Raw genomic sequence first — 21188 nt, 5'->3', positions numbered from 1 at the left:
CACTATTCTTCGCTTCCCTTGACAATTTGCCGTTCATTGTAGTACCCGCAACCGCCACATACCCGGTGGGGCAACTTGGGTTCCTTGCAATTGGGACACACTGAGAGACCCTCTACTTTCAGGGCATCATGGGATCTGCGTTTATGGGTTCTCTGATGAGAATGTCGCCTTTTGGGTAATGCCATCATTCACCTCTTGAGTTTATCCGGCCAATAATCGGAGGATGCGCTGGATTGCTCGCACTGGCAGGATTCAAAATTCAAATTCACGCCGCAATTTGCACAGATTCCACGGCAATCCGGGCGGCAGACGGGATAATCGGGAATGCAGATATTCACCTGCTCGGACATAATCCGCGTAAGGTCGATATGGTTTCCCTGGAAAAAAATCGTTTCCAAGTCGTTTTCTTTCAGCCCGGTCGAACCACCATCCCCCCGTTGCACGGGGAACAGGATAATGTCGAAACGGGAGTTGACCTTCTGTTCAAATTCCTCCAGGCAACGCCCACAAGTGAGAGAGATCGATGTGCGCACACTGCCTCGCGCACGAATCCGCTCACCGTCACGAACCAGATGAACAGAGTAATGGATGTCATCCAGGTAACTTCCATCTTCGTCAACGAGGGACGCGTCCCCCATTTCGATCATGTCCGCCAGGGACATGCCGGCTGGGCCGATTTTTGCTGTTTCTATGAGCATTCGGATTCCTTTTCAGTGATCAGCGATACATGGTTTTTTACCATATCCATGTCGACAAGTCAAGACAACCCACGCGTCCGGAATCTTTGACACATCAGGCAAGAATTGGCGTTTTTTCGACCGCGCCGTTAATTTCTTACCTCCACGCCGCGAAGCGAATGGGGGCCTGCAGCCGTGATCCGCACCCGAATTGAGCTGCCCGGTGGCATCCTGGACTCGAGATTTACCACACGGTAACTCTCCGTGCGGGCAATCACTTCTTTGACCGCTGATGGATGGGGCGCCATCACCAGTACATCTTGCTCACTGCCAATCAGGGCACGATTGCGCCGGCACTGAATTTCTTCCTGGAGCTGCTGCAAAATCCGAAGCCGCTCCCGCTTTACTTCCCGGGGCACATCATCCCCCCAGGCTTGGGCCCGGGTCAGGGGCCGGGAAGAGTAGGCAAAGGAAAACACGGATTCATATTCCACTTTACGCAGCAACGACAGCGTTGCCATGAAATCCTTTTCGGTTTCTCCCGGAAAGCCGACGATAAAATCAGATGAAAAACGCATGCGGGGGATGGCGCGACGGTATTGAGATATGATCTTGAGATATTCCTCTCGCGAATAATTGCGGTTCATGCGCCGCAGAATGCGGGTCGAGCCGGATTGTGCCGGCAAATGAATATGCCGGGCGATGCGGTCATGGGAGGCCACGACTCTAACCAGCCGGGAATCGTGATAACCGGGATAGGAAGTAATGAAACGAATCCACTGAACATCAGCGACGGATGCCAGGCGATCCAGTAGGCTGGGAAATGTCTCTTGGCTTTCCGGACAAATCCAGTGGTTGACGTTCTGTCCCAGCAGCACGATCTCGCGGTATCCCTGATCAGCCAGTGAGCGGGCTTCCGCCAGTATGTCCCGGCCGGGGCGGTTTTTTTCCCGCCCACGGGTGAAGGGAACAATGCAATAGGAACAAAAATTGTCACAACCCTCCATGATGGACACATAAGCAGTCACTGAACTGCTGCGGGCAAATGCATCGGGAACAAGTTCCGTCCAGCGTCGCGAGAAACCCAGGGACGCCCCCCTATGCCGGCTCTGAAGCAGGCCGGCAACAATGTGATCCAAGCAATGAAACTGGTGGGTGCCCACCAGGAAATCGATCCGTCGGTGGCGGGTAAGCAGTTGCTCTTTCTCCGCCTGCGAGACACACCCGGCCAGGATAACGATTTGATCCGGATGCAAACGACCGATAAACGAAAGGGCTTTTTCCCGGGCCTTGGCGCGGACCGCACAACTGTTGACCACAACCACCCGGGCATCCGCTACCCGCTCTACCGGTCTCATTCCCCCGCGGCTGAGAACGGATGCCATCTTTTCTGAATCGTTGACATTCATCTGGCACCCGAAGGTGTGAATAAAGAATGTCATGAACGATGTTGTTCCCGCAGATTTTTCGCGGCGCGAATCACATCATCGTTAACGGCACTTCCGGCCATCAGCCGGGCGAGTTCCCGCACCTGTTCGGTTGCATCCAGAATACGCACAGAGCTGAAGGTTCTTTGGTTCTCAAAACGCTTCTCAACGAGAAAGTGACGATCTGCAAAAGCGGCGATCTGGGGCAAATGTGAAATGCACAGCACCTGGTTCTGGCGGGAAATGCGTTGCAGTTTTTCGCCCACGAATTCGGCGGTCTTGCCGCCTATGCCCGTATCGATCTCATCGAAAATACTGGTGATTCCGCGATTCTCATCTCTCAAGGATTTTAACGCCAGCATCAAGCGGGACAATTCACCTCCTGATGCCACATCACGAACACGGGCCGGCGCCTGGCCGGGATTTGAAGAGAAAAAGAACTCCACCCGGTCCGGCCCACGTTCAGAAGCCGAGTGTTCCGTGACTTCTTGTTCAAAGATCCGCACCTCGAAGCTGGAGTGGGGCAACTCCAATCGTTCCAGTTCCCGTTCCATAACCGTGCCCAATTTGCTGGCATATTCCCGCCGACGGCGCCTCAAGTCCTCCAGTTCCTTCCGATAGAGATCCAGAGCCGCTTTCACCCTACGGCTGGAATCCCGCAAAGACATATCCATGTGGATCAGTCGCTCCCTTTCAGTCCGCATCCTTTCAAGCTGTTGCAACAGGCCGTCCAGGTCGGTATCGTACTTGGTTTTCAGGCGCCGGATACGCAAAAGTTTTTCTTCCAACTGATTCAGTTCGCCTTCATCGTACTCGACGCGGCCGGCGACTCCACTCAGGTACTTTGACAAATCAGGAATCATGCCGCCTAACTGGTCCAGGTCCCTTGAAAACGGTTCCAGGTCCGGGTAGATCTCCTGCAGGAAACGCAGGTCTTTTATCACATCCGTTACCTGGTTGTACAGGGCGTTTTCCCCCTCGTAGAGTTGCATGGTTAAGCGGGAAGTGCGGGTCAGGATCTCTTCAGCGGATCCCAGGATCTTTGCTCGCTGCGCCAGCTCCTCATCCTGGCCGGGCTGCAAGTCCAACTCTTCAATCTCCTTGACCCGGTAGGCCAGGAAATCGAGGCGTTCCTCCATACCCTGCTTGTGCCGTTGCAGTTCGTTCATCTCCTCTAAACAATGACGCAGTTCTGAAAAGGCTGAGGCCAGGTTTTTCAGTCCACCAGCGTTTTCCGCGAAAGCATCCAGGTATTGGGCATGATTGGCCGGGTTCAGCAAAAACACATGCTCATTCTGCCCATAGATATTCAACCTTGTTTCTGCTTCCGCTTGCAGGCGGTCAAACGGAACCATGCCGCCGTTGATAAAACAGATCGATTTTCGCCGCCCCAGTTCCCGGCGCAGCACAAATTCTTCTTTGCCGTTTACAAACAAAGCCTCCACAACCAGGCGCTCCGCGCCGTCACGTATCGCGCTGGATGAGGCCTTGCGCTTCAACAACATGTTCAAGGCGCCGATCAGGATAGATTTGCCCGCGCCGGTTTCCCCCGTGAGCACATTCAGCCCTGGAGAAAAATCCAGTCGGGCGGCTTGGACCACCGCGAAGTTCTCAACCGTTAGAAAGGACAGCATGTGCAACCCCGGAAGTTGTGAAAGTCCCCGCGTTTTCCCTGTGGCAAACAGAGATCTCCACGGATCGGAGAGAGCACAATATAACCAAAGCCCGGAAAAAAGTCAACGCGTTTCCCCTCTCTCCGGGGCCGCGCTGAAACTCAGATCAATCCGCTGGGTATGCGTCCATTGCTTGCGGACATCTTTCCAACTCCAACTGCACTCCCCCACAACACCAGATGGTTTCTTCATGGCTGACTCTTGCCATTCCACGCGGTTGGAACCCCGAAAAATCCCCTGCTTGTAATTTTCTTCTTCATCTCCTCCAGCCGCGGTAAAACTGCGGGGCCAGAAGAACTTCTGCTTCAGTCTCTTTAGACCCGGGGTTGAAACATCCGCCTCCACCAAAAAATCCAGCAACACTTTTCCCTTCTCCCTCAAGGCAAATCGCATCTTTATCTCTGGATGAACGAGGTCACTCAGAGAGTAGCCCCGTTCTTTACCAGGCAAATCCAGCCATTCTTTCCACACAACCTCGGTGATGTTTCCGTCGTATTTTTCCAGAGAATAGAGAATATAATCACCGTTATCCCTCTCCAATACGGCCCGGGCATTCAGGATACAGCGGTAGTGGCCATGAAAGCAATGATCGGCATGCGTCGACCGGTATTCCCCTTCAACACATAGCCGCAGGTTGACATGGAAGTACACATGTGCCGATAGCAAAGACAGAGAAATCATCCATGCCGATGCAATGAAACACGCAAACATGCGACGGTACGGTTTCATGGTTTTAACTACGCTGTCAAAGCGAAAGGAGTTTACACCAAACGCTTTTCCTGACCTTTTCTTGACCGCGACAAACTGTTACACTTTTGCCATGCCTCGAGATGGATGCAAAAGCCCCCGGCGACGGAGATGCCTGTTTTTGTCTCTGGTTGTCCTGCTGATGCTGGCCGCATATTTGGCCATACCCTTGCCTCGTTTTGCAAACCAATACAGCACGGTGGTGCGCGATCACCAGGGCAGGCTTCTGCGCGCCTTTCTTTCTGCGGACCAGCAATGGCGTTTCCCGCCTGATCCCGATTACCGCATTCCCAAGCCGCTTCTGGCTTGCGTACTGATGTACGAGGACGGTCATTTCCCCTGGCACGCAGGTGTTGATCTTCACGCCGTGCTGCGTGCGGCTTGGAAGAACCTACGTCACCTGGAAGTGGTTGAAGGGGCTTCCACCCTTACCATGCAAACCATCCGTCTGGCGCACCGACGCCCCAGGACACTGATCAACAAACTCCTTGAAGCCCTGCAGGCGTTCAAACTCGAGTTGCGCTGGTCGAAATCCCGGATCCTGCTCACCTACCTGAATCACGCTCCTTATGGAGGCAACATCGAGGGAATCCAGGCGGCCGCGATGCGCTATTTCGGCAAAACGCCACAGCAACTGACATGGAGCGAAGCCGCTACTCTCGCTGTTCTGCCCAATTCTCCCGGATTGATCTCTCCGGTGATGAACCGGGAACAGTTGCGAACCAAAAGAAACGCGCTTTTAAAGAGATTGGAACAGGAGGCCGTCATTTCACCGGCCATCGCCCGCCTGGCAAGCGAGGAACCGCTCCCGTCAAACCTGCACAGTTTTCAGATCGCGGGGGCGCATTGGTCCCAACGTTTCCACAATGACCCTTCCTGCCGCGGTAAAATCAATGAATCCACACTGGACCGGAAAATCCAAGCCGCTGTCGAACACGCAGTGGCTGATTATGCGCGATCCACCACCCGCGAAGGAATCCAACATATCGCGGCAGTGGTATTGGATACTGAAACCGGAGAGGTGAAGGCGTACGTAGGATCACCGGATTACTTTGACTTTGCCGCAAAGGGTCCCATCGACGGAGCCGCCGCTCCGCGATCAACGGGCTCCATTCTAAAACCGTTTCTCTACGCACTGTCCATGGACGCCGGTCTGATTCTGCCCCGCACCTGGATACGGGATGTCCCTACTTTCTACGGCGCTTTCTCTCCGGCCAATGCCGACCGCGGATACGGGGGATTGGTGACAGCCCGCAACGCGCTGATCCAGTCCTTAAATGTGCCCGCAGTACGGCTGTTGAACCTATACGGTACGGACCGCCTGTATCGTTTTCTTCAGAACGCCGGCCTGTCCACCCTCTTTCGTAACCCGGATGAATATGGCCTGACTTTGATTCTGGGCGGTGGTGAAGCCTGCCTGCTGGAACTGGCGTCCTTGTACCGCGGACTCGGCGCCGGGGGTGAGTTCCACCCGCCCCGTTTCCGAGCCGGAGGAATCAAACCCTTTTTTTCTCCGCGCCTGATTTCTTCCCAGACCTGCTTTCTGACCCTGGACATTCTGCGCCACTTGAAGCGGCCCGGGGCTGAATACTATTGGCAACAGTTCAGCAGCAGTCGACCCGTGGCCTGGAAAACCGGAACCAGTTACGGGCAAAGAGACGCCTGGTCTCTGGGCTTGACCCCTACCTGGACCATCGGCATCTGGGCGGGCAATTTCAACGGGCAAGGCAATCCCCGACTTTCCGGTGCCGGTACGGCCGCTCCATTGATGTTCCAATTGTTCAATTCGCTGCCGACCGGGAATCGGGCGTCCTGGTTTTCCCGTCAGGAAGTCATTTTCCAGAAAGTCATTCTATGCCGGGACAGTGGTTTCAGGGCGGGGCCGAACTGTCCCCATACCGTCACCGTGGATGCCCCGTTACGGGCGCGGCCGCTGCCCATATGCCCCTATCATCGTAAGGTTTACCTTACCCGGGACGGAATATACCAGGTATGCTCACAATGTTGGATTCCCGGTCAATACAAGTCCGACACACGGCTGGTACTGCCGCCTGAGGTTGCACAGTTCATGCGCAGCCGCGGCATCGGATACCAGCCCCTCCCGCCCCATCTGCCCGGCTGCCCGGCTGCCGCGACCGACAACTTTTTGCGCATCGTCTACCCCGAACCCAACGCCCGAATCATGATTCCCCGCGATTTTCAAGGGGTGTGGCAACGCATCACGATAACCGTCGCGCACAGCATGCCGGCATCACGCGTATTCTGGTACGTGGATGGAGAATACCACGGTGAGACCCGGGGCACACATAAAAAAGCATTGTTGCTGGATCCGGGATGGCATCGCATCATGGTGGTTGACGATGAGGGAAATCAGCAGCAGCGGCGACTTCTGGTGATCCGTTCCTACACTTCCGGTTGACTTCATTCGAAGGCTCTGCTAATCTCTGGGCGAATTTCATTTGGAGGATACCGTTGCATAAAGAAATCAAATTAGTGGACATCCGGGCCCAATACGAAGAGATTCGGGATGAATTGCACAGGACCTGGGATGAAGTTTTTGTGAATATGCACCTGATGCTGGGTCCTCACATGAGCGCTTTCGAAAATGAGTTCGCCCGCTACTCCGAAGCCCGCTTCGGGGTCGGGGTTGGTTCCGGAACCGCCGCGATCCATCTGGGCCTCCTCGCACTCGGCATCCTTCCCGATGAAGAAGTCATTGTGCCCGCCTTCACCTTTTTCGCCACCGTGGAAGCGGTTGCGCACTGCGGAGCCGTACCGGTTATGTTGGACGTTGACAAAGAATCCGCTACGCTTTCACCCCAAGCGGTCAACGATTTTATTCGCGAGAACTGCTCGCTTCGCAACGGTAAACTCTACAACAAAACAACAGGGCGCAGGGTACACGCCATGATTCCCGTGCATTTGTACGGCATGCCGGCCAAAATGGACGAGTTGATGCAGATCGCCCACGATAACGGGCTGCAGGTACTTGAAGACTGCGCCCAGGCCCATGGCGCTGATTTCAATGGGCGAAAGATCGGCTCTTTCGGCGATGCGGCCGCCTATAGTTTCTACTTTTCAAAGAACCTCAGCGCTCTCGGAGAAGGCGGCATTGTTCTCACCCAGCGCGAAGATGTGAAAGACGCCCTGCAAAGGCTGCGACTGCACGGCCAGACCGACAAGTATACCCATGGAGAAATCGGCTTTAACTCCCGCCTGGACGAAATGCAAGCCGTGGTCTTGCGTTTGAAATTAAAACACCTGGACCGGTGGAACCAACGCCGAATCGACTTGGCCGCCCGTTACGACAAGGCATTACAAGGGCTCCCGCTTGTCTCTTTCACCGCGGGTGACGGGCGGCATCCGGTTTATCACCTGTATGTGATCCAGACTTGCAAACGCGATCAGCTGGCCGAATCCCTGCGTAACCGACAAATCGGTGTCGGAATTCACTATCCGATCCCCTGCCACTTGCAACCCGGTGTCCGCAACCTCGGGTATCGAAAAGGGGATTTTCCGGTTTCTGAACGCCTGGCCGCGGAAGTACTGTCTCTTCCCATGCATCCCCATCTGGAAGACGGTGAAGTGGACAGAGTCGCACAAGCCGTGCGGGATTTCTTTAAGGAGTAACCCGTTGACCGGCGGCCGGGTCCTGCTGGGGATCTGCTTTGTCGCGGCGTTAATCGCCGGTCTGTTGGTTTTTGTCATCCACTTGAATTTTATCTTAATTCCCGTTATCGCCCTGACACTGGGAATCGCGTTCTACCTGTATCACCCGGACAAAGCATTGTTATGGTTTCTTTTCGCTTTGCCCTGGACATCCGCGTTGCCGGCCCTGGATCCCAATGGATATCCTTTCAATTATATGGGGACACCCCTTTTCATGCTCTCCGGCATGATACTGGTCTCCATGTGGAAGCGGGAACCTCTCGACGGCCGGCATCCCCTGGCATTCATGGCCGCATTGATGGCCATGATCGTGGTTATCTCCGCACTGTTTTTGGTTTTACGCTGGAGCAATTTGACGCTTGCCGGACACGCCTTCTTACGGGATACGCCAGTGACACCCGATGGGCAGCGGGTCTCTTTCGCTGTTGTTTTCCCAACCATCACCCTGATGCTGGCCATTGTTTCTCCGCATCTGTTCATGATGCTGCGACATCACAAACTTTCACGTGGTCAGGCCCTCAATTACCTGTTCGCAGGCTATACAGTCACCCTCTTAATCGCCGTGGTACAGCGCTTTATCGCCCCGCACTTCCTTTCCCGCGGATATTTTGTTTACCACAACCAGTTAAACGGCGGCACATCCGATTTCAACGCGCTGGGTTTCATGTCGGGTTTTGTATTCCTGGCGGCTCTGCTGAACCATATACACAAAAAACCCGCTCCCGGCAAGCGCCCCGGGTTGACTTTTCCGCAGACCGTTCTGCTGATGATTGCAGCGCTGTACGGGCTGGTACTTTCGGGCAGCCGTACCGGATTTATTTTTGTCATTGCCGCGGCGTTGGTTATGCTGGTAACCAAAAAGTGGCGTTTGCGCACACGCCTGCTGATGCTTCTTTGCTGCCTGGCGCTGTTGCTGGCGGGTGGCGGGATATTGCGACATCGCATCACCCAAACCCTCACCGGATTTCACACCAGCCTGGAAAAAGATGGATGGGTTGCCGCTCTGGACCGGGCTTCCAACCAACGGATCACCATGTTGCGCAGTGGGCTGCGATTGATGAGCGAGGCGCCCATTACCGGGGTGGGAGCCGGAAATTTTCTTTTCGCCCTGAAAAACCTGAATTTCGGCCGCAAACATCTGGAAGACCTCCCACTGAACCAGTACCTGCTCTTCGCAAGCGAAACAGGTGTCGTGGGTGCGATTCTTTTCCTGGGGTTGTTGTGGGTCATAACCGCCAGGCCGCGGCAACCCGCCTGGCTGCCGCTGCTCTGGACCACCCTCGTGGCTTTCCTTGTTGGCACGCCACTCTGGTTGCCGGAATTGGCGCTGCTTTTCTGGTTGATGGCATGGTTGTTGGAACCCTCGTCATCAAGATTTAAAACACTCGTTAAACGCCCGGTTTTGACCACCACGATTCTGTTCCTGGTATTTGTGATTGGTTCGGTCCTGGAGTTTTCCCGACTTCACCCGCTGCAATGGTGCCTCGCCAGGCAAGTCCCGTACAACTACGGCATGTGGCCCAAGGATCAACGCGTGGATGGCCTGCCTTTTCAATGGACACGTGCCGCAGCGGGAACTTATCTACCGGCAGGTAATTATGATCTAATCCGCCTGGTGGCTGATGCCCCCTTCCACAGGCTGCCGCAGGGGAAACAAACGGTCCAAGTGCTGTGGCGGGGCGAAAGAATCCGGAAAATGCAAGCGGAATCGGTTCAGGAATGGCCATTGATCCTGCACTCTTCCCGGGGGGGATGGCTTGAGTTTCGCGTACAGCCCATTTTCAACCTCCGGCGCATGGGATTGGGCCGGGAAGGACGCACCCTGGGGATACAGGTCCACGGCCTTATGCCGTAGAATTCGCGGTTTTGCCCCGCCCCGGTTCTCCATGATACAATGCCGACATGAAAATCATTTGGCAAGGACTCGCAATATTCTCTCTTTTGTTGGCCGTTGCCTGTAACTCGGGTGAAAGCCCGGTAACGGAAACCGTTTTTCCCGAGATCACATCTTCTCGACGCGGGTTTGCCTTGCAATCCCCCGAGGACGACACCCATTTTGTGGGGAACTGGAGCGGTTCTCTGTTTGACGGCCATACCTACCGAAGCATTCCTTTGGATGGAGGAAGCGTACGATTCACACTGGATGCCGCCCAAACCCTGCTCTTGACATTGCGCTTACGCGCCGAAGACGCTACCAGCCTCAGCGTTCTTTTAAACCAACATCATCTGAAAGAACTTCAGTTGGTGCCGAAGCCCCCGTCCGAATACCGGGTACTCCTGCCGCGGCGCCTCCTGCGCAAGAAAGAAAACCTGATATCCTTTGTCCCGGATACCGCGGCACGCATCCGCTTTTACCACTTGGCGATCGCCCCACCGGGTCGTTCTGAACCGGCCGGGATAACCCCACCCCCTCTGGCTGTCATTCAATTGCCGTCTACTTTGGAATATTTGATGCGGACAGGCGAGGGGCACCTGAACATACGGTTTTCTCAACCCATTCCCAGGATTCGCCTGACAATTGATAATGGGGAAGACGTCGAGTTTCATCGCGAATGGCACAGAAAAGATTGCATCAATTTGGACCTTGCCAAATGGCCGGACGGAATCAGGCGACTGCGTTTCCGCATGGATGGTTCCACGATGACATTCGGACTCCTGGCTTCACAACGCACGCGCTTTCTGAACTCGGCGGATCCATACGTCCCCGAAACACCCGAACCCGGCAAAGACTCGGGGATGAACGTGTTAATGATCCTGCTCGATTCCGCCCGTGCCGACCGCTTCTCCTGCGCCGGGTACCACCGCCCCACAACCCCCCACATTGACGCTCTTGCCAGGCGCGCTTGGCGTTTCCAAAACGCCTGGGCGGAAGCGGCCTATACCCTGGCCTCAACCGCCACCCTTTTCAGCGGTCTGGCCCCGGATCAACACAATGCCGTCAGCAACTATTTCGGCGGATTAAACCCCGGCATTCTCACCCTGGCGGAAAAAATGGAACAAGCGGGATATCATACGGCAGCCGTTTCCGCCATTCCCTATTGCGGACGGGCATTCCACATGGAGCAGGGTTTCTCCACTTTCATTGAACTGTTCCAGGAAACCCCGCAACCCCTGGCCTCCGAATTCCCCCCCCGGCTGGATCAGATCATCCAGGAATCCGCGAAGAGAAAAAAACCCTTTTTTGCCTATCTGCATATGCGTGAACCCCACATCGATTACTTGATGCCTCCGCCCTATTACGGCTCTTTTCATCGCGGTTACCAGGATTACCCGAACCCCCGATTCCTGAAAAAATTAAAAGAGATCTACTTCGGCCGCAAGGAACATTCGACGCGGAAACATTCTCCGCAAGACCTTGAGTTACTCAACGATGCATACGACGAAAACCTCTTGTTCGCCGACGCCATGGTGGGCAAGATGCTCCAGTCCTTGAAAGACCATGGACTGCATGAGCGTACCGCCGTCATTGTCCTGGGAGACCATGGTGAGGGGTTGGGTGAGCACGGAGAGATCGGTCACAATACGGTAATGCACCCGGAGGGCTTGCGAATTCCCGTCATTTTTGCCATCCCGGGGTGGTCCGACTCTGGAGGCGTGATTTCACATCCGGTCACCACTTCTGACCTGACCGCCAGCCTGAGCCGCATTTTCGCCGGCGCTCCCTTGCCGGGGACAGGAGAAAAGGGATTGTTCCGGGCACGCCCCGTCCCGACCCTGGTCAGTCGCAGCATCTTTTTCTCGGAATATCACAACCACTGGTCCGTACTGGAGTATCCTTATCAAGCCATTCTGACCGGTTACGGCGACTCACTATCATGCCGGGTGATCAACATTGAAAACGATCCCCGTGGCCGAACCCCTCTGGAACATCCCCTCCACCAGTCATATTTCTTTCAACGTCTGGTCGATACCCTTCGTAACCGCCGCCTGGAAAAGATCACCCCGATAGCTTCTTCCCTCAAGAAAAAAGAGATTGAAAGCCTGAAATCACTGGGCTATTTATAGCAGGCAATCTAGGTACGGTTCATGACTCTGCTCATTCTCTCTTTGTATACGGGCTTGCTTATCATGGTGGGGATTCGACGTCCCCGGAACGGTACAGACGGATTTTTCTTTGCTTCCCACAAATTGGGTGCCCTCTGGGTAGGCGTTACCCTGACGGCTTCCTGGGTAGGCGCAGCCTCCACTCTGGTTACCCTGCAGCAGGCTGCGGAAAAGGGCCACGCAGCCTTGTGGGTGATGGCCGTACCTACCCTCCTCACCCTTATGGTGTTTTTTTTTATTACCGGATTCATCCGCAAGCATGCGTTCACAACCCTGCCCAGGCTCATTCGCAAAGTATACGGAGGGTGGGTCACAAACGCGGCGGCCGCCTTGATATTCATCTACCTGATCCTGCTTACCTCGTCTCAATTCGTGGCCTGGGGCCAATTCCTCAAAGGCATGCTGAACCTGCCCTATACGTCGGCCGTTCTTGGGGGAGCCGTGTTGGTCTGCTCTTACTCGGCTGTCGGCGGCTTTCTGGCCGTTGTCCGGACCGACGGCGTTCAGTTGGTGCTGCTGGGAACCGCTTTGATTGTGATGTACCTGATTGTGGGTCAAGACGCGGTCGAATCCATCCCCCGAGGCATGACCCGCTTCCTGGCGGGAGCAGGCGATCATGGCCTGATGGTATTTTCTTTCACTCTGGCCTGGGTGATCTCCCCGGTTGTATGGCAACGGGTGGCTGCGGCCCGGACCACACGTTGCGCTCGACTGGGGATCCTGGTCGCCGCGGCGGCCGTACTCGCCCTATACCTTATGGTAATACCCACTGGCGTGGCGTTGGCCCCGCTGGCTTCTGAAAGCGGTGAAGTGCTGGCCGGTCTGCAGCGCGCCCTACCCCTCTGGGCGTGCAGCCTGGTATTTCTCGGATTGGGATCGGCAATCCTGTCTACCGCCGACACGGCGTTAAACCTGGCAGCCATGACACTCAGCCTTGACCTGCTCAATTCAAGCAAATCAAACTCCTTGCCCAGGGCCCGGTGGGGAACCTTTGCCGCAGCCGTGCTATCCGCCACGGCCGCCCTGAGATTGCCGTCAATCCTGCAAACCCTCGGTGTGGCATCAGAGATCATGGCGGCGGGCCTGTTTGTTCCGGGCATGGCCGCTTTGTTCCTCTCCCGTCCCTCCCCGCGCGCAGGCGCTTTCAGCCTGGCGACAGGGGGCGGATTCGCCCTGGTTTCATCCCTGAACGCGTTTGGTTTGCCCCTTTCCCTGCCTCACTGGCCGGCTTCTCTTCCCTGGGGGCTGGGCCTTTCGCTGATGGGTTTTTGCTGCGGCTATCTCTGCGACCGGCGCTGCCGTTCAGCTACCAAGACAAATGTTTTCGCGCGTAAAGGAAATGGTGGTGACGGACCACTTTCAGGGGGGTAAGCTCTTCGGGTAAGAGGCGGGTTAGTTTTTCCGCGCTGCGCAACAAGCGGCGCAATTCAGGATGTAAAGGCTTTTTTAGGGCCAGATGCAGCCATTTGCGCACCATCCGCACGAAATCCTCCGGCAAAGGAGAGGTCCAGAAGTTGCCCTCTTGTCGAGCCATCAGCCGAACGGTGCGTGCGATCAGCCGGACTCCGCCGTGAAACAGGCGCGAATCCTCTAAAGAGATTCGTGCCAAATCCCGGCTCCACCGGAAGTAGGCGTCTGCCCAGAAACGCCCGCCGGGAACCCCCTGCACCAGATCACGCCGCAACCGCCTCAAGGGCGCGAAAAGTCCGGATTGAGCCGTGGTGGGGATCAACCGTTCCGCATAACAATCCCCCGCATCTTTTTCGGGAATGGGATCCGGATCATCATTGGGGTAATCGCCGTTAATAAAGTTTTTGTACACATGAAAGGCGGGTTTGCGTGTGCCATCGTTACGCAGGATACCCCAGGAAGAAACCTCGGGGTTTTTATCATCCCGCAACTCGTAAAAAAACACCTTGTCCGGGTAGTCGCGACTTCGACGCAATTGCAGGGTTTCCAGGTAATTCCCGGCCTGCATATCCTCGGAGAACGTCAAGGTGTTCCACCCGGTTTCCGTCAACCAGAATGGGTGTTCAGCAAACCCCAGGTCCGACAACAGGTCTTTTACCGCGGGAATCAGGGGTTCACCCGATTCCAACAATTCAAACACGTATTGACCTCCCCTGGAGTCGTAAAGGTGGTGACTGACGATATCGATCTCTTCTCCAACAGATACAAGGATGTATTTCAACCACAAAAACCACTCCTGGTTGGTGGTGGTCCAGTGGGCCAGATCCGGGCCCACGATAAATGCACCCGGGTCTTGTTTGCGAATCGCTGCCGCCGCCGGTTTCCAGACTTGCGACACAAAGACATCCTTTCCCGGAAAAAAGAAATCCGGCACATTGGGCTCATTCCAGATGCTCCAATACTTGATCTTTTGCCGGTAGCGCTGCACGGTTACGGAAACAAAGCGGCTCCAGTCGGAAGAATGATCAGCGGGGTAGTTCGGCCCTTTGCCGCCGTTGGCCCAATCCGGTGTATAGGCCAGAACCGCCAGCAGGGACAACCCGTGATTTTTTGCGAAATCAACCACCCGATCAACATCCGCAAAGCGAAACTCCCCTTTCCGAGGCTCACAACTTCGCCAGTCAATATCAATGCGGATCCAGTGTATCCCCGCCTCAACCGCTCGGGTTAGAGTCGCGTTATCCGCCAGGTGGGCGTTTACCCCATAAGGAGAGAAAGACACGCCGGCACCGCTGAGAACCAGGGCAACCCAGAGCCAACCACAACACGCAAAAATGAAACGCTTCATATTACTCCTGGACCATTCAGTCTGCCGTTCACTGCAAGATCGTAAGTCCGAGTTGAAATTATATCCGCCCGCGAAAAGACGCGCAAGCGTCCAATCCCGTATGGCGGTTCCCATTGCCAGCTAAAATCCGGTCCGACTTGCAAACCCGATTGGGCTTGCTTACAATACCATCATGACCGGTAAGGAAATTGAAAACATCTCCGAGTATTTTTACTCAAGGGATCCGCATATGTCTGCGGAAGACAAATGGCAAACCGTTTTCCAGCAATGGGTCAACCGCATTGAAGAAAAGAAACTGCTGCTGAGCCTGTATGAATTGAAATTATGGCTGGAAAGCACGGAAGCTTTTTTTTCTTCCCGTTTCCTGGAAAGCCAGATTTTCCGGTTTTCCACCGCGGAGCTGCGCAATTATTCCATTTACCTGCATACCTTCACGCAGGTTTCAGCCCGAGTTATTCAGCTGCTTAAGGAAGTGGACTTCAAAAAAGACAAGTTTCTCTTGAACTTTGAAGAATTCATTGTAGAGGAAATCCTTGAGATCTACACTTCCAAGTCTTTCCCCACTTTTTCCGACACGTATTCCCCGGAGTCCTGGTTTTCCAGCCTGAGGATTTTTCTGCAGAACCTGCGCCACTTGTGTTCGGAACTCGTAAAGGGCGATGTCGTGACCCAGCGCACTTTCTCCGCCATCAAGAAACTCTACCACCGGGAACTCACGCTGAACCCCATCATCATGACCCTGATCAAAAAGCGTTTTATTCCCAAGATGGATAAAATCTACCAGCCCGACATCTCCCGTATTATTGCCCGTATAGAGGAAAAGGACTTCCGCCGCCAGATCGGTTTGTTCTTTCTTTTCGCTTTCCGCGTGATGAAGATCAACAATTTCATTGAGTCCAATCTCAACCGCAGCCGCAACCTCGATCACATCATCCCATTGATTCTGGCACTGAAACGGAGTCAGGAGAATTTATACACATTTCACGACAACCTCTTGCGGGAACATGTGGTGACGAACCTGGGGAAAAAACAAGACGGGATTATCCAGACCGTTCTCGAAAATTTCAAACAGGAATACCAGAAGATCTTTGAAGGCGAGCTCCCCAATTTCTTCGATACCCGGAATGAGCGCTCGGATCGCCGCAAAGTGCTGAAGAACATGGTCATTATCTGTGATATGGCCATTAAGGAATTAATCGAAGCCATCGCCCAGGTCTTTGACCCACAAATTACCGGTGGCGCGATATTTGAAAACTACATATCCCGAAAGGAAAAGGCCGGCGAGGTGCGGGTAAAATTATCCCACCTGCATTCAAAAATTAACGACTACTTTTCACGCAAAGAACATATTCCACCTTCTGATATCCTGTTTGATCTGAACCTTTTTATTGAAACCGACTTGAACCAACTGCAGTACAAGGACTGGAATGAATTCCTCTATTTCTACAACCACTTGACGGAAGCCAATTTCAGCGACGAGTTCGATGTCACATTGAAATCTTTCCACTCATTTATCACCACCTTACTCAAGGGTCTGGTAAAAGGCCAATAGTATGCGCGGCCCCATTGAGCTCACTTTGGTCATGGTCAAACCCGATGCCATGCAGCGCCGCCTGCTTGGCACCATCATCCGGCGTTTGGAGCGAAAGGGACTTGTCATGGTTGCGGGGGATTTGCGCCAACTATCCCGGGATACCGCGGCCAGTCATTACGCTACCCATCAGGGCAAGGATTTTTATCAGCGCCTGCTGAAATTTATCACTTCCGGACCTGTTTTCGTCAGTGTCTGGAGAGGCCCCCAAGCCATTCAACGCGTGCGCACATTGGTTGGAGCCACCAGTCCCGATGAAGCCCACCCCGGTACCATCCGCGGCGACTTCGCTTTGCACATCACCCAGAACCTGGTCCATGCATCCGATTCCCTGACTTCCGCCGGCCGGGAAATCGCCCTTTTTTTTCCGGATGAAGATTTTTTCGATATCACCGCGGTAGACGCGGATCTACTTTCACCACCTGAATAGGATCCGGCACGGAATTCATCTATCCTCAATCCCAGCCTGCAACCAAACTGTGCTATAATCCGCCTATGCCCCGGAACGAGCGCATCCTCATCATTCTCAACCCCTCTTCCGGCGTCGTGTCCAAAGATATTGCCGCTTCCGTGATTTTTCAGAAGTTACGACGTCACTTTGATACGGTATCGATCATCAATTCCAATTCCCCTGCACACGGCAGTGAAATCACCCGTCAGGCTTTGCCCCATTTTGACATTATCACGGCATTCGGCGGTGACGGTACCATCAACTCCATTGCCGGTTCTCTGGTTGGAACGGACAAGACCCTGGGCATTTTGCCCGGAGGTTCGGGAAACGGGCTGGTACGCAACCTGGGCATTCCCCTATCCTGGCGCAAAGCGCTGGACACCCTGGTTCAGGGCACGGACACCCTCGTGGATGTGGGTAAACTGAACGATCGCTTCTTTTTCAACGTGGCCGGAGTCGGTCTGGACGGCCTGATCGCCAAAAAATTCAACCTGCAGTCCCGGTACCGCGGCATCATGCCCTACGTTTACTACGGGCTCAAAGGCTATTTTGAAATGCCTTCCTTCCGTGTCCGCATCCGCATGGATGACCGCGAATACATTGATGACGAGATCCTGATAGTGGCGTTTGCCAATTTCAAACAATACGGAGGCAAAGCCGTAATTGCGCCTTTTGCCTCTCCGGTGGATAACCATCTGGACCTGTGTATCCTTCAGAAATTCTCTCTGCTGGGCGGGGGACTCAATGTACAGCGCCTGTTTACGGGGAACATTCACAAGGCGCCGTTCTACCGCGGCTTTAAATTCCAGCGACTGGTGATTGAGTCACTGAGTGGTGTTCTCCCTTCCACCATCGACGGAGAATACGGTGGAGAAGAGCTCTCCCGCTACACCGTAGAAACCCTTCCCAGCAAAATCCGTATCCGGGTTCCCGCTGATTGCAGGCTTTCCTGAGAACTGGATTCAGGTCTTTATGTGTTATGCGCAATATTCGTCGAACACCGAAAAAGTCCGGCTGGTCCGGCTCTCAATGAGATCGCCTGCGCCGCTCTGGACAACACGCGTGACTAGAAATTCCACTTCTCTATTCTTAAACCTTGCCGGAATCCCATAAATTGTAATTGCCCCTTGCTTGGGAATTTCCTCAATAAAATTCAAACCTGTTCCGGAAACATTGTATATCCGGTAGGCTTCACTGTTTCCTTCCTCCCGGTCTTTTATCTCAAGTGCATCAAGCCTGATTGGACCACGCCTGGATTTCCTTTTACTTTCAATCCGCTCAACAGGGGGGTAGATGTGTCCTATTTCTGTTTCGATTCGACTCCTCTTGAAATATGGGTTTCCTACCAGTAATCCCTCCTCTAAAAAGCAACTCGTTGCGGTTGCAATCTGTTCAAGGTTTAATACTACCGGCTGCTGAGAATCATAAGGCATCAGGTTGTGATTGGCATTTTCCAAAAGGATTAGTTTTGATTCCTTGCCTCTGCTGATTACCTGACAATGAAGATCTTCCGATTGGCCATAAGGAACAAGATCATCTCTTTTCCCATGGACCAACAAGACCCGGCTCCCCAGGTTTTCCAGGTTGTAAAAAGGGGAAGCGCTTAAGAGAGAAGCGGCAAAAGGAGTATCCGTTCCGAATAATCTGTCCCAGAAAGAATCCAGCCTGGCCAAATTTGAAGGCGCGGCTTCCGCTACTATTGCGTGCATGTCCTCACACGTTTGCGGATGGGTTGCCAAGGTCAATATCCCGTGCCCACCTGCGGAATGCCCCCACCCGCCAATCTTTCTGGGGTTGCATTCTGATTTGAGCAGGCTTAACGCAGCAATCCAATCCTGCATTTGCGCAGGCCATATCAGGCTGCTTTCGGCAGGTCTAAAGTCGATATAAGCAACATCGACGTGGTCCTCAAGGAGTTGAATCAATTCCCTTTTTGAATTATCGCTTTCCCAGCTTTCCCTGTGATTATACCACCCTCCACCAGGTATGCTCACAACCAGATAGCGCGATTGGTCAACAAATGGGAGGGGTCTTGAGTAAATATGGATCTTTTGCCTGGGATCCGTCCCATAGAAAATTGTTCTTTTTAATGTATTTTCAGGAAGTGTTTGCAATTGATAGACAGGATTTCCGAATAGGGATGTGTAGTCGGCGGCGGCTCCTGCCAATAAGACTGAACTACTCAATATGAAGTTGCGTCTTCTCATGATCGATGATGAAAAGAATCAATTTGATGCAAGGATTGATTCTAGGCCTTCAATATGAAACTGTCAATGGGGGCTAGCGGTATCCTATATAAAGAAAGAATTACTGATTCGAGAACGATTTAACCAGGGTTCTACTGAAAGATCCGACCGACCTGATGCGGCCGGATCAGGCATTGCAGCACTATAATGAGAAAAAAAAGGGGAAGCCGAAGCTTCCCCTTTTTATGGTTTTGTCAGGTTGCTTATTCTGAAGACGCCAGTTTCTCAGTAACCAGACCTACCACCTCGATCCGGGCTTCACGGATGGCGTTCATCACATCCACCAGTTTACCGTATTCAAGATTGATATCAGCCTTGAGCAGAACTTTGGATTCGGTCTGCTGGTTTTCCTCCATGAGGGTTTCGATGGCTGAAGGCAAACTGTTCAATCCATCTTCCAGCAACTTGTTCTCCAAGTAGATCTCGCCGGTGGCTTTGACATCGACGGAGATCAATTGCCCGGGCTCAGGTTGGTCCTGGGTGTTCGCCGCTTCAGGGAGCTTTACGTTGGCCCCCTTCTGGATCATGGGTGTGACCACCATGAAGATGATCAAGAGAACCAGAAGGATGTCACACAGCGGGACAACATTGGGCTCTGATTTGGCAGAGCCTGATCCCATTCCTCCGCCGGCCATGACTCACGCTCCTTTGTTGGCTTTCAGTTTTACGAAGTGATCGATGAGTTCCGAAGACGCGTTGGCCATCTCTCCGGTGAAGATGTCCACCTTGTTCAGCAGCGTGTTAAAGAACCATACTGCGATCACGGCCACGCCGATACCTGCGCCGGTGGCAATCAGGGCTTCGGCGATACCCGCAGCCACGGTGCCGATGCCGCCGGAACCGGATACGGACATGCTCTGGAAGGCGTTGATGATGCCGAACACGGTTCCAAACAGGCCCACGAAGGGGCTGGTTGAACCGATGGACGCCAAGGCATTCAAGCCGCGCTTGAATTCCTGGACACTCTTGATGGTGGCACGATCAATGGCCCGCTTGGCGGATTCAACCTGGGTAGCGTAATCGGCCTTGCTCTCTTTCTGGAACTCCAATTCATTCAAACCGGCAACCAGTACCTTGGCCAGGTGGCTGTTCTTGAAGCGCTTATCGGAAGCCAGTTTGGCGGATTCTTCCACCTTGCCCTGCTGCCACAGCTTGCCGATCAGTTTGAGCAAAATGTTGGACTGCTTTTTGGCTTTATTAAAGACAAGCAGCCTTTCCACGCCCACGGCAATGGAATACACCGACATGAAAAGCAGGATAAAAACCACGGTTTTGGATAATAATCCCATGTGGGCCCACATTTCCTGCATAGTGAATTGCATAGAAAACCTCCTATTCTGTTTAAATTAAAAAACTACTGTTGCAAACTGAACGTAATGATAACCGTAAACTTCACCGGTTTGGGAACCCCGTTCACAATGTAGGGTTCATAAATCCACTGCTTGACCGCCGCCAACGCGTTGGCGTTTAACAGGGGATGGCCGCTGATAATGCGTGCGTCCCGAACCCGGCCGTAGATATCGGTGACCGCCTCAACAATCACCCGGCCGCGAATGCGGGCTTTCAAAGCCACTGAGGGGTATTCCGGCTCTACCCGCCGGATCAACTTGGGCCGCTGCACCGTGGTAACACGTATGGCATCACTGGTATCGGTGGTATCCGTTAACACACCGCCGAGTACGCCGCCGATGACACCGCCTTCAACTCCACCTTCGACACCGCCTTCAATGCCGCCGTCGATGCCGAAATCGCTGACATCCTCTTCTTCGATCTCTTCGGGAATTTCAACCGGCGCCACAAGCCGGCCGGAAATCACCGCGCGCCGCTCCTCCGGCTTTTCGGCACGCTCACGGCCGGACTTAACCTTGGCCTTGGAAGAAGCCTTCTTTGCAGGCGGAGGCGGCG

General features: G+C 53.9%; 18 protein-coding genes. 8 read left to right on the top strand and 10 right to left on the bottom strand.

From position 1 onward, the window contains the following. Positions 1 to 2 precede the first annotated feature (2 nt). From ENN40_00740 to ENN40_00720, 5 genes are all read right to left on the bottom strand, one after another. Positions 3 to 185: a 50S ribosomal protein L32 gene (locus tag ENN40_00740; GenBank protein ID HDP93871.1), complete on the bottom strand. Its 183-nt coding sequence runs from the start codon at positions 183 to 185 to the stop codon at positions 3 to 5. Positions 186 to 188: 3 nt separating this feature from the next. Further along, a complete protein-coding gene (locus tag ENN40_00735; GenBank protein HDP93870.1) occupies positions 189 to 698 on the bottom strand; it encodes a DUF177 domain-containing protein in 510 nt (169 codons plus the stop codon). A 128-nt stretch (positions 699 to 826) separates the two neighbouring features. Next, on the bottom strand, positions 827 to 2119 hold the full coding sequence (gene miaB, locus ENN40_00730; protein ID HDP93869.1) for a tRNA (N6-isopentenyl adenosine(37)-C2)-methylthiotransferase MiaB: 1293 nt from the start codon (positions 2117 to 2119) through the stop codon (positions 827 to 829). Continuing rightward, positions 2116 to 3738: a DNA repair protein RecN gene (locus ENN40_00725; protein HDP93868.1), complete on the bottom strand. Its 1623-nt coding sequence runs from the start codon at positions 3736 to 3738 to the stop codon at positions 2116 to 2118. Before ENN40_00725 ends, miaB begins: the two co-directional genes overlap by 4 nt. Positions 3739 to 3840: 102 nt before the next feature. Beyond that, positions 3841 to 4506 carry a hypothetical protein gene (locus tag ENN40_00720; protein ID HDP93867.1) on the bottom strand — a complete coding sequence of 222 codons (666 nt, stop codon included), beginning with the start codon at positions 4504 to 4506 and terminating at the stop codon, positions 3841 to 3843. On the opposite strand from ENN40_00720, the gene pbpC reads away from it, so the two are divergent. From pbpC to ENN40_00695, 5 genes are read left to right on the top strand one after another with little or no spacing between them, the layout of a single operon-like run. Next, positions 4472 to 6943: a penicillin-binding protein 1C gene (pbpC, locus tag ENN40_00715; protein ID HDP93866.1), complete on the top strand. Its 2472-nt coding sequence runs from the start codon at positions 4472 to 4474 to the stop codon at positions 6941 to 6943. The genes ENN40_00720 and pbpC overlap by 35 nt on opposite strands. A gap of 53 nt (positions 6944 to 6996) precedes the next feature. After that, the gene (locus tag ENN40_00710) at positions 6997 to 8154 is read left to right on the top strand and encodes a DegT/DnrJ/EryC1/StrS family aminotransferase (protein HDP93865.1); all 1158 of its coding nucleotides are present in this window, start codon (positions 6997 to 6999) and stop codon (positions 8152 to 8154) included. A 4-nt stretch (positions 8155 to 8158) separates the two neighbouring features. Beyond that, entirely contained in the window at positions 8159 to 10048 is a 1890-nt protein-coding gene (locus tag ENN40_00705; protein HDP93864.1) for an O-antigen ligase domain-containing protein, read from the top strand. A gap of 47 nt (positions 10049 to 10095) precedes the next feature. Then, a complete protein-coding gene (locus ENN40_00700; protein HDP93863.1) occupies positions 10096 to 12198 on the top strand; it encodes a hypothetical protein in 2103 nt (700 codons plus the stop codon). A gap of 21 nt (positions 12199 to 12219) precedes the next feature. Further along, positions 12220 to 13608, top strand: coding sequence for a hypothetical protein (locus ENN40_00695; GenBank protein HDP93862.1), 1389 nt, complete (start codon positions 12220 to 12222; stop codon positions 13606 to 13608). On the opposite strand, the gene ENN40_00690 is transcribed toward ENN40_00695, so the two are convergent. After that, positions 13544 to 15109, bottom strand: a complete 1566-nt coding sequence (locus tag ENN40_00690; protein ID HDP93861.1) for a hypothetical protein — start codon at positions 15107 to 15109, stop codon at positions 13544 to 13546. The two genes, ENN40_00695 and ENN40_00690, sit on opposite strands and share 65 nt — an antisense overlap. Before the next feature lie 58 nt (positions 15110 to 15167). Between ENN40_00690 and ENN40_00685 the strand changes: the two genes are divergently transcribed. The 3 genes from ENN40_00685 (at position 15168) to ENN40_00675 (ending at position 17990) form a co-directional block, all read left to right on the top strand. Further along, positions 15168 to 16547 (top strand): hypothetical protein, encoded by a 1380-nt coding sequence (locus tag ENN40_00685; GenBank protein HDP93860.1) that lies wholly within the window; start codon positions 15168 to 15170, stop codon positions 16545 to 16547. A gap of 1 nt (position 16548) precedes the next feature. Beyond that, complete coding sequence (locus ENN40_00680; GenBank protein ID HDP93859.1) at positions 16549 to 17016, top strand: nucleoside-diphosphate kinase; 468 nt, start codon at positions 16549 to 16551, stop codon at positions 17014 to 17016. 65 nt (positions 17017 to 17081) lie between these two features. Then, complete coding sequence (locus ENN40_00675) at positions 17082 to 17990, top strand: diacylglycerol kinase family lipid kinase (protein ID HDP93858.1); 909 nt, start codon at positions 17082 to 17084, stop codon at positions 17988 to 17990. 24 nt (positions 17991 to 18014) lie between these two features. On the opposite strand, the gene ENN40_00670 is transcribed toward ENN40_00675, so the two are convergent. From ENN40_00670 to ENN40_00655, 4 genes are all read right to left on the bottom strand, one after another. Further along, entirely contained in the window at positions 18015 to 19244 is a 1230-nt protein-coding gene (locus ENN40_00670; protein ID HDP93857.1) for a hypothetical protein, read from the bottom strand. A 242-nt stretch (positions 19245 to 19486) separates the two neighbouring features. Further along, entirely contained in the window at positions 19487 to 19903 is a 417-nt protein-coding gene (locus tag ENN40_00665; GenBank protein ID HDP93856.1) for a biopolymer transporter ExbD, read from the bottom strand. 18 nt (positions 19904 to 19921) lie between these two features. Further along, positions 19922 to 20605, bottom strand: a complete 684-nt coding sequence (locus ENN40_00660; GenBank protein ID HDP93855.1) for a hypothetical protein — start codon at positions 20603 to 20605, stop codon at positions 19922 to 19924. A 32-nt stretch (positions 20606 to 20637) separates the two neighbouring features. Next, positions 20638 to 21188 (bottom strand): energy transducer TonB (locus ENN40_00655; protein HDP93854.1); only part of this gene is annotated, 551 nt, incomplete at its 5' end.

The sequence above is a fragment of the Candidatus Aminicenantes bacterium genome (assembly GCA_011049425.1).
Classification (GTDB): Bacteria; Acidobacteriota; Aminicenantia; order UBA2199; family UBA2199; genus UBA876.
The sequence above is the reverse complement of the archived record's forward strand: the minus strand, read 5'-3'. Positions and strand labels throughout refer to the sequence as shown.

What these genes read in the sequence shown, in the direction of transcription:
- ENN40_00740 (HDP93871.1), bottom strand. Translation starts at nt 185, where the DNA reads ATGGCATTACCCAAAAGGCGACATTCTCATCAGAGAACCCATAAACGC.
- ENN40_00735 (HDP93870.1), bottom strand. Translation starts at nt 698, where the DNA reads ATGCTCATAGAAACAGCAAAAATCGGCCCAGCCGGCATGTCCCTGGCG.
- miaB (HDP93869.1), bottom strand. Translation starts at nt 2,119, where the DNA reads ATGACATTCTTTATTCACACCTTCGGGTGCCAGATGAATGTCAACGAT.
- ENN40_00725 (HDP93868.1), bottom strand. Translation starts at nt 3,738, where the DNA reads ATGCTGTCCTTTCTAACGGTTGAGAACTTCGCGGTGGTCCAAGCCGCC.
- pbpC (HDP93866.1), top strand. Translation starts at nt 4,472, where the DNA reads ATGAAACACGCAAACATGCGACGGTACGGTTTCATGGTTTTAACTACG.
- ENN40_00720 (HDP93867.1), bottom strand. Translation starts at nt 4,506, where the DNA reads ATGAAACCGTACCGTCGCATGTTTGCGTGTTTCATTGCATCGGCATGG.
- ENN40_00700 (HDP93863.1), top strand. Translation starts at nt 10,096, where the DNA reads ATGAAAATCATTTGGCAAGGACTCGCAATATTCTCTCTTTTGTTGGCC.
- ENN40_00695 (HDP93862.1), top strand. Translation starts at nt 12,220, where the DNA reads ATGACTCTGCTCATTCTCTCTTTGTATACGGGCTTGCTTATCATGGTG.
- ENN40_00690 (HDP93861.1), bottom strand. Translation starts at nt 15,109, where the DNA reads ATGGGAACCGCCATACGGGATTGGACGCTTGCGCGTCTTTTCGCGGGC.
- ENN40_00685 (HDP93860.1), top strand. Translation starts at nt 15,168, where the DNA reads ATGACCGGTAAGGAAATTGAAAACATCTCCGAGTATTTTTACTCAAGG.
- ENN40_00680 (HDP93859.1), top strand. Translation starts at nt 16,549, where the DNA reads ATGCGCGGCCCCATTGAGCTCACTTTGGTCATGGTCAAACCCGATGCC.
- ENN40_00675 (HDP93858.1), top strand. Translation starts at nt 17,082, where the DNA reads ATGCCCCGGAACGAGCGCATCCTCATCATTCTCAACCCCTCTTCCGGC.
- ENN40_00670 (HDP93857.1), bottom strand. Translation starts at nt 19,244, where the DNA reads ATGAGAAGACGCAACTTCATATTGAGTAGTTCAGTCTTATTGGCAGGA.
- ENN40_00665 (HDP93856.1), bottom strand. Translation starts at nt 19,903, where the DNA reads ATGGGATCAGGCTCTGCCAAATCAGAGCCCAATGTTGTCCCGCTGTGT.
- ENN40_00660 (HDP93855.1), bottom strand. Translation starts at nt 20,605, where the DNA reads ATGCAATTCACTATGCAGGAAATGTGGGCCCACATGGGATTATTATCC.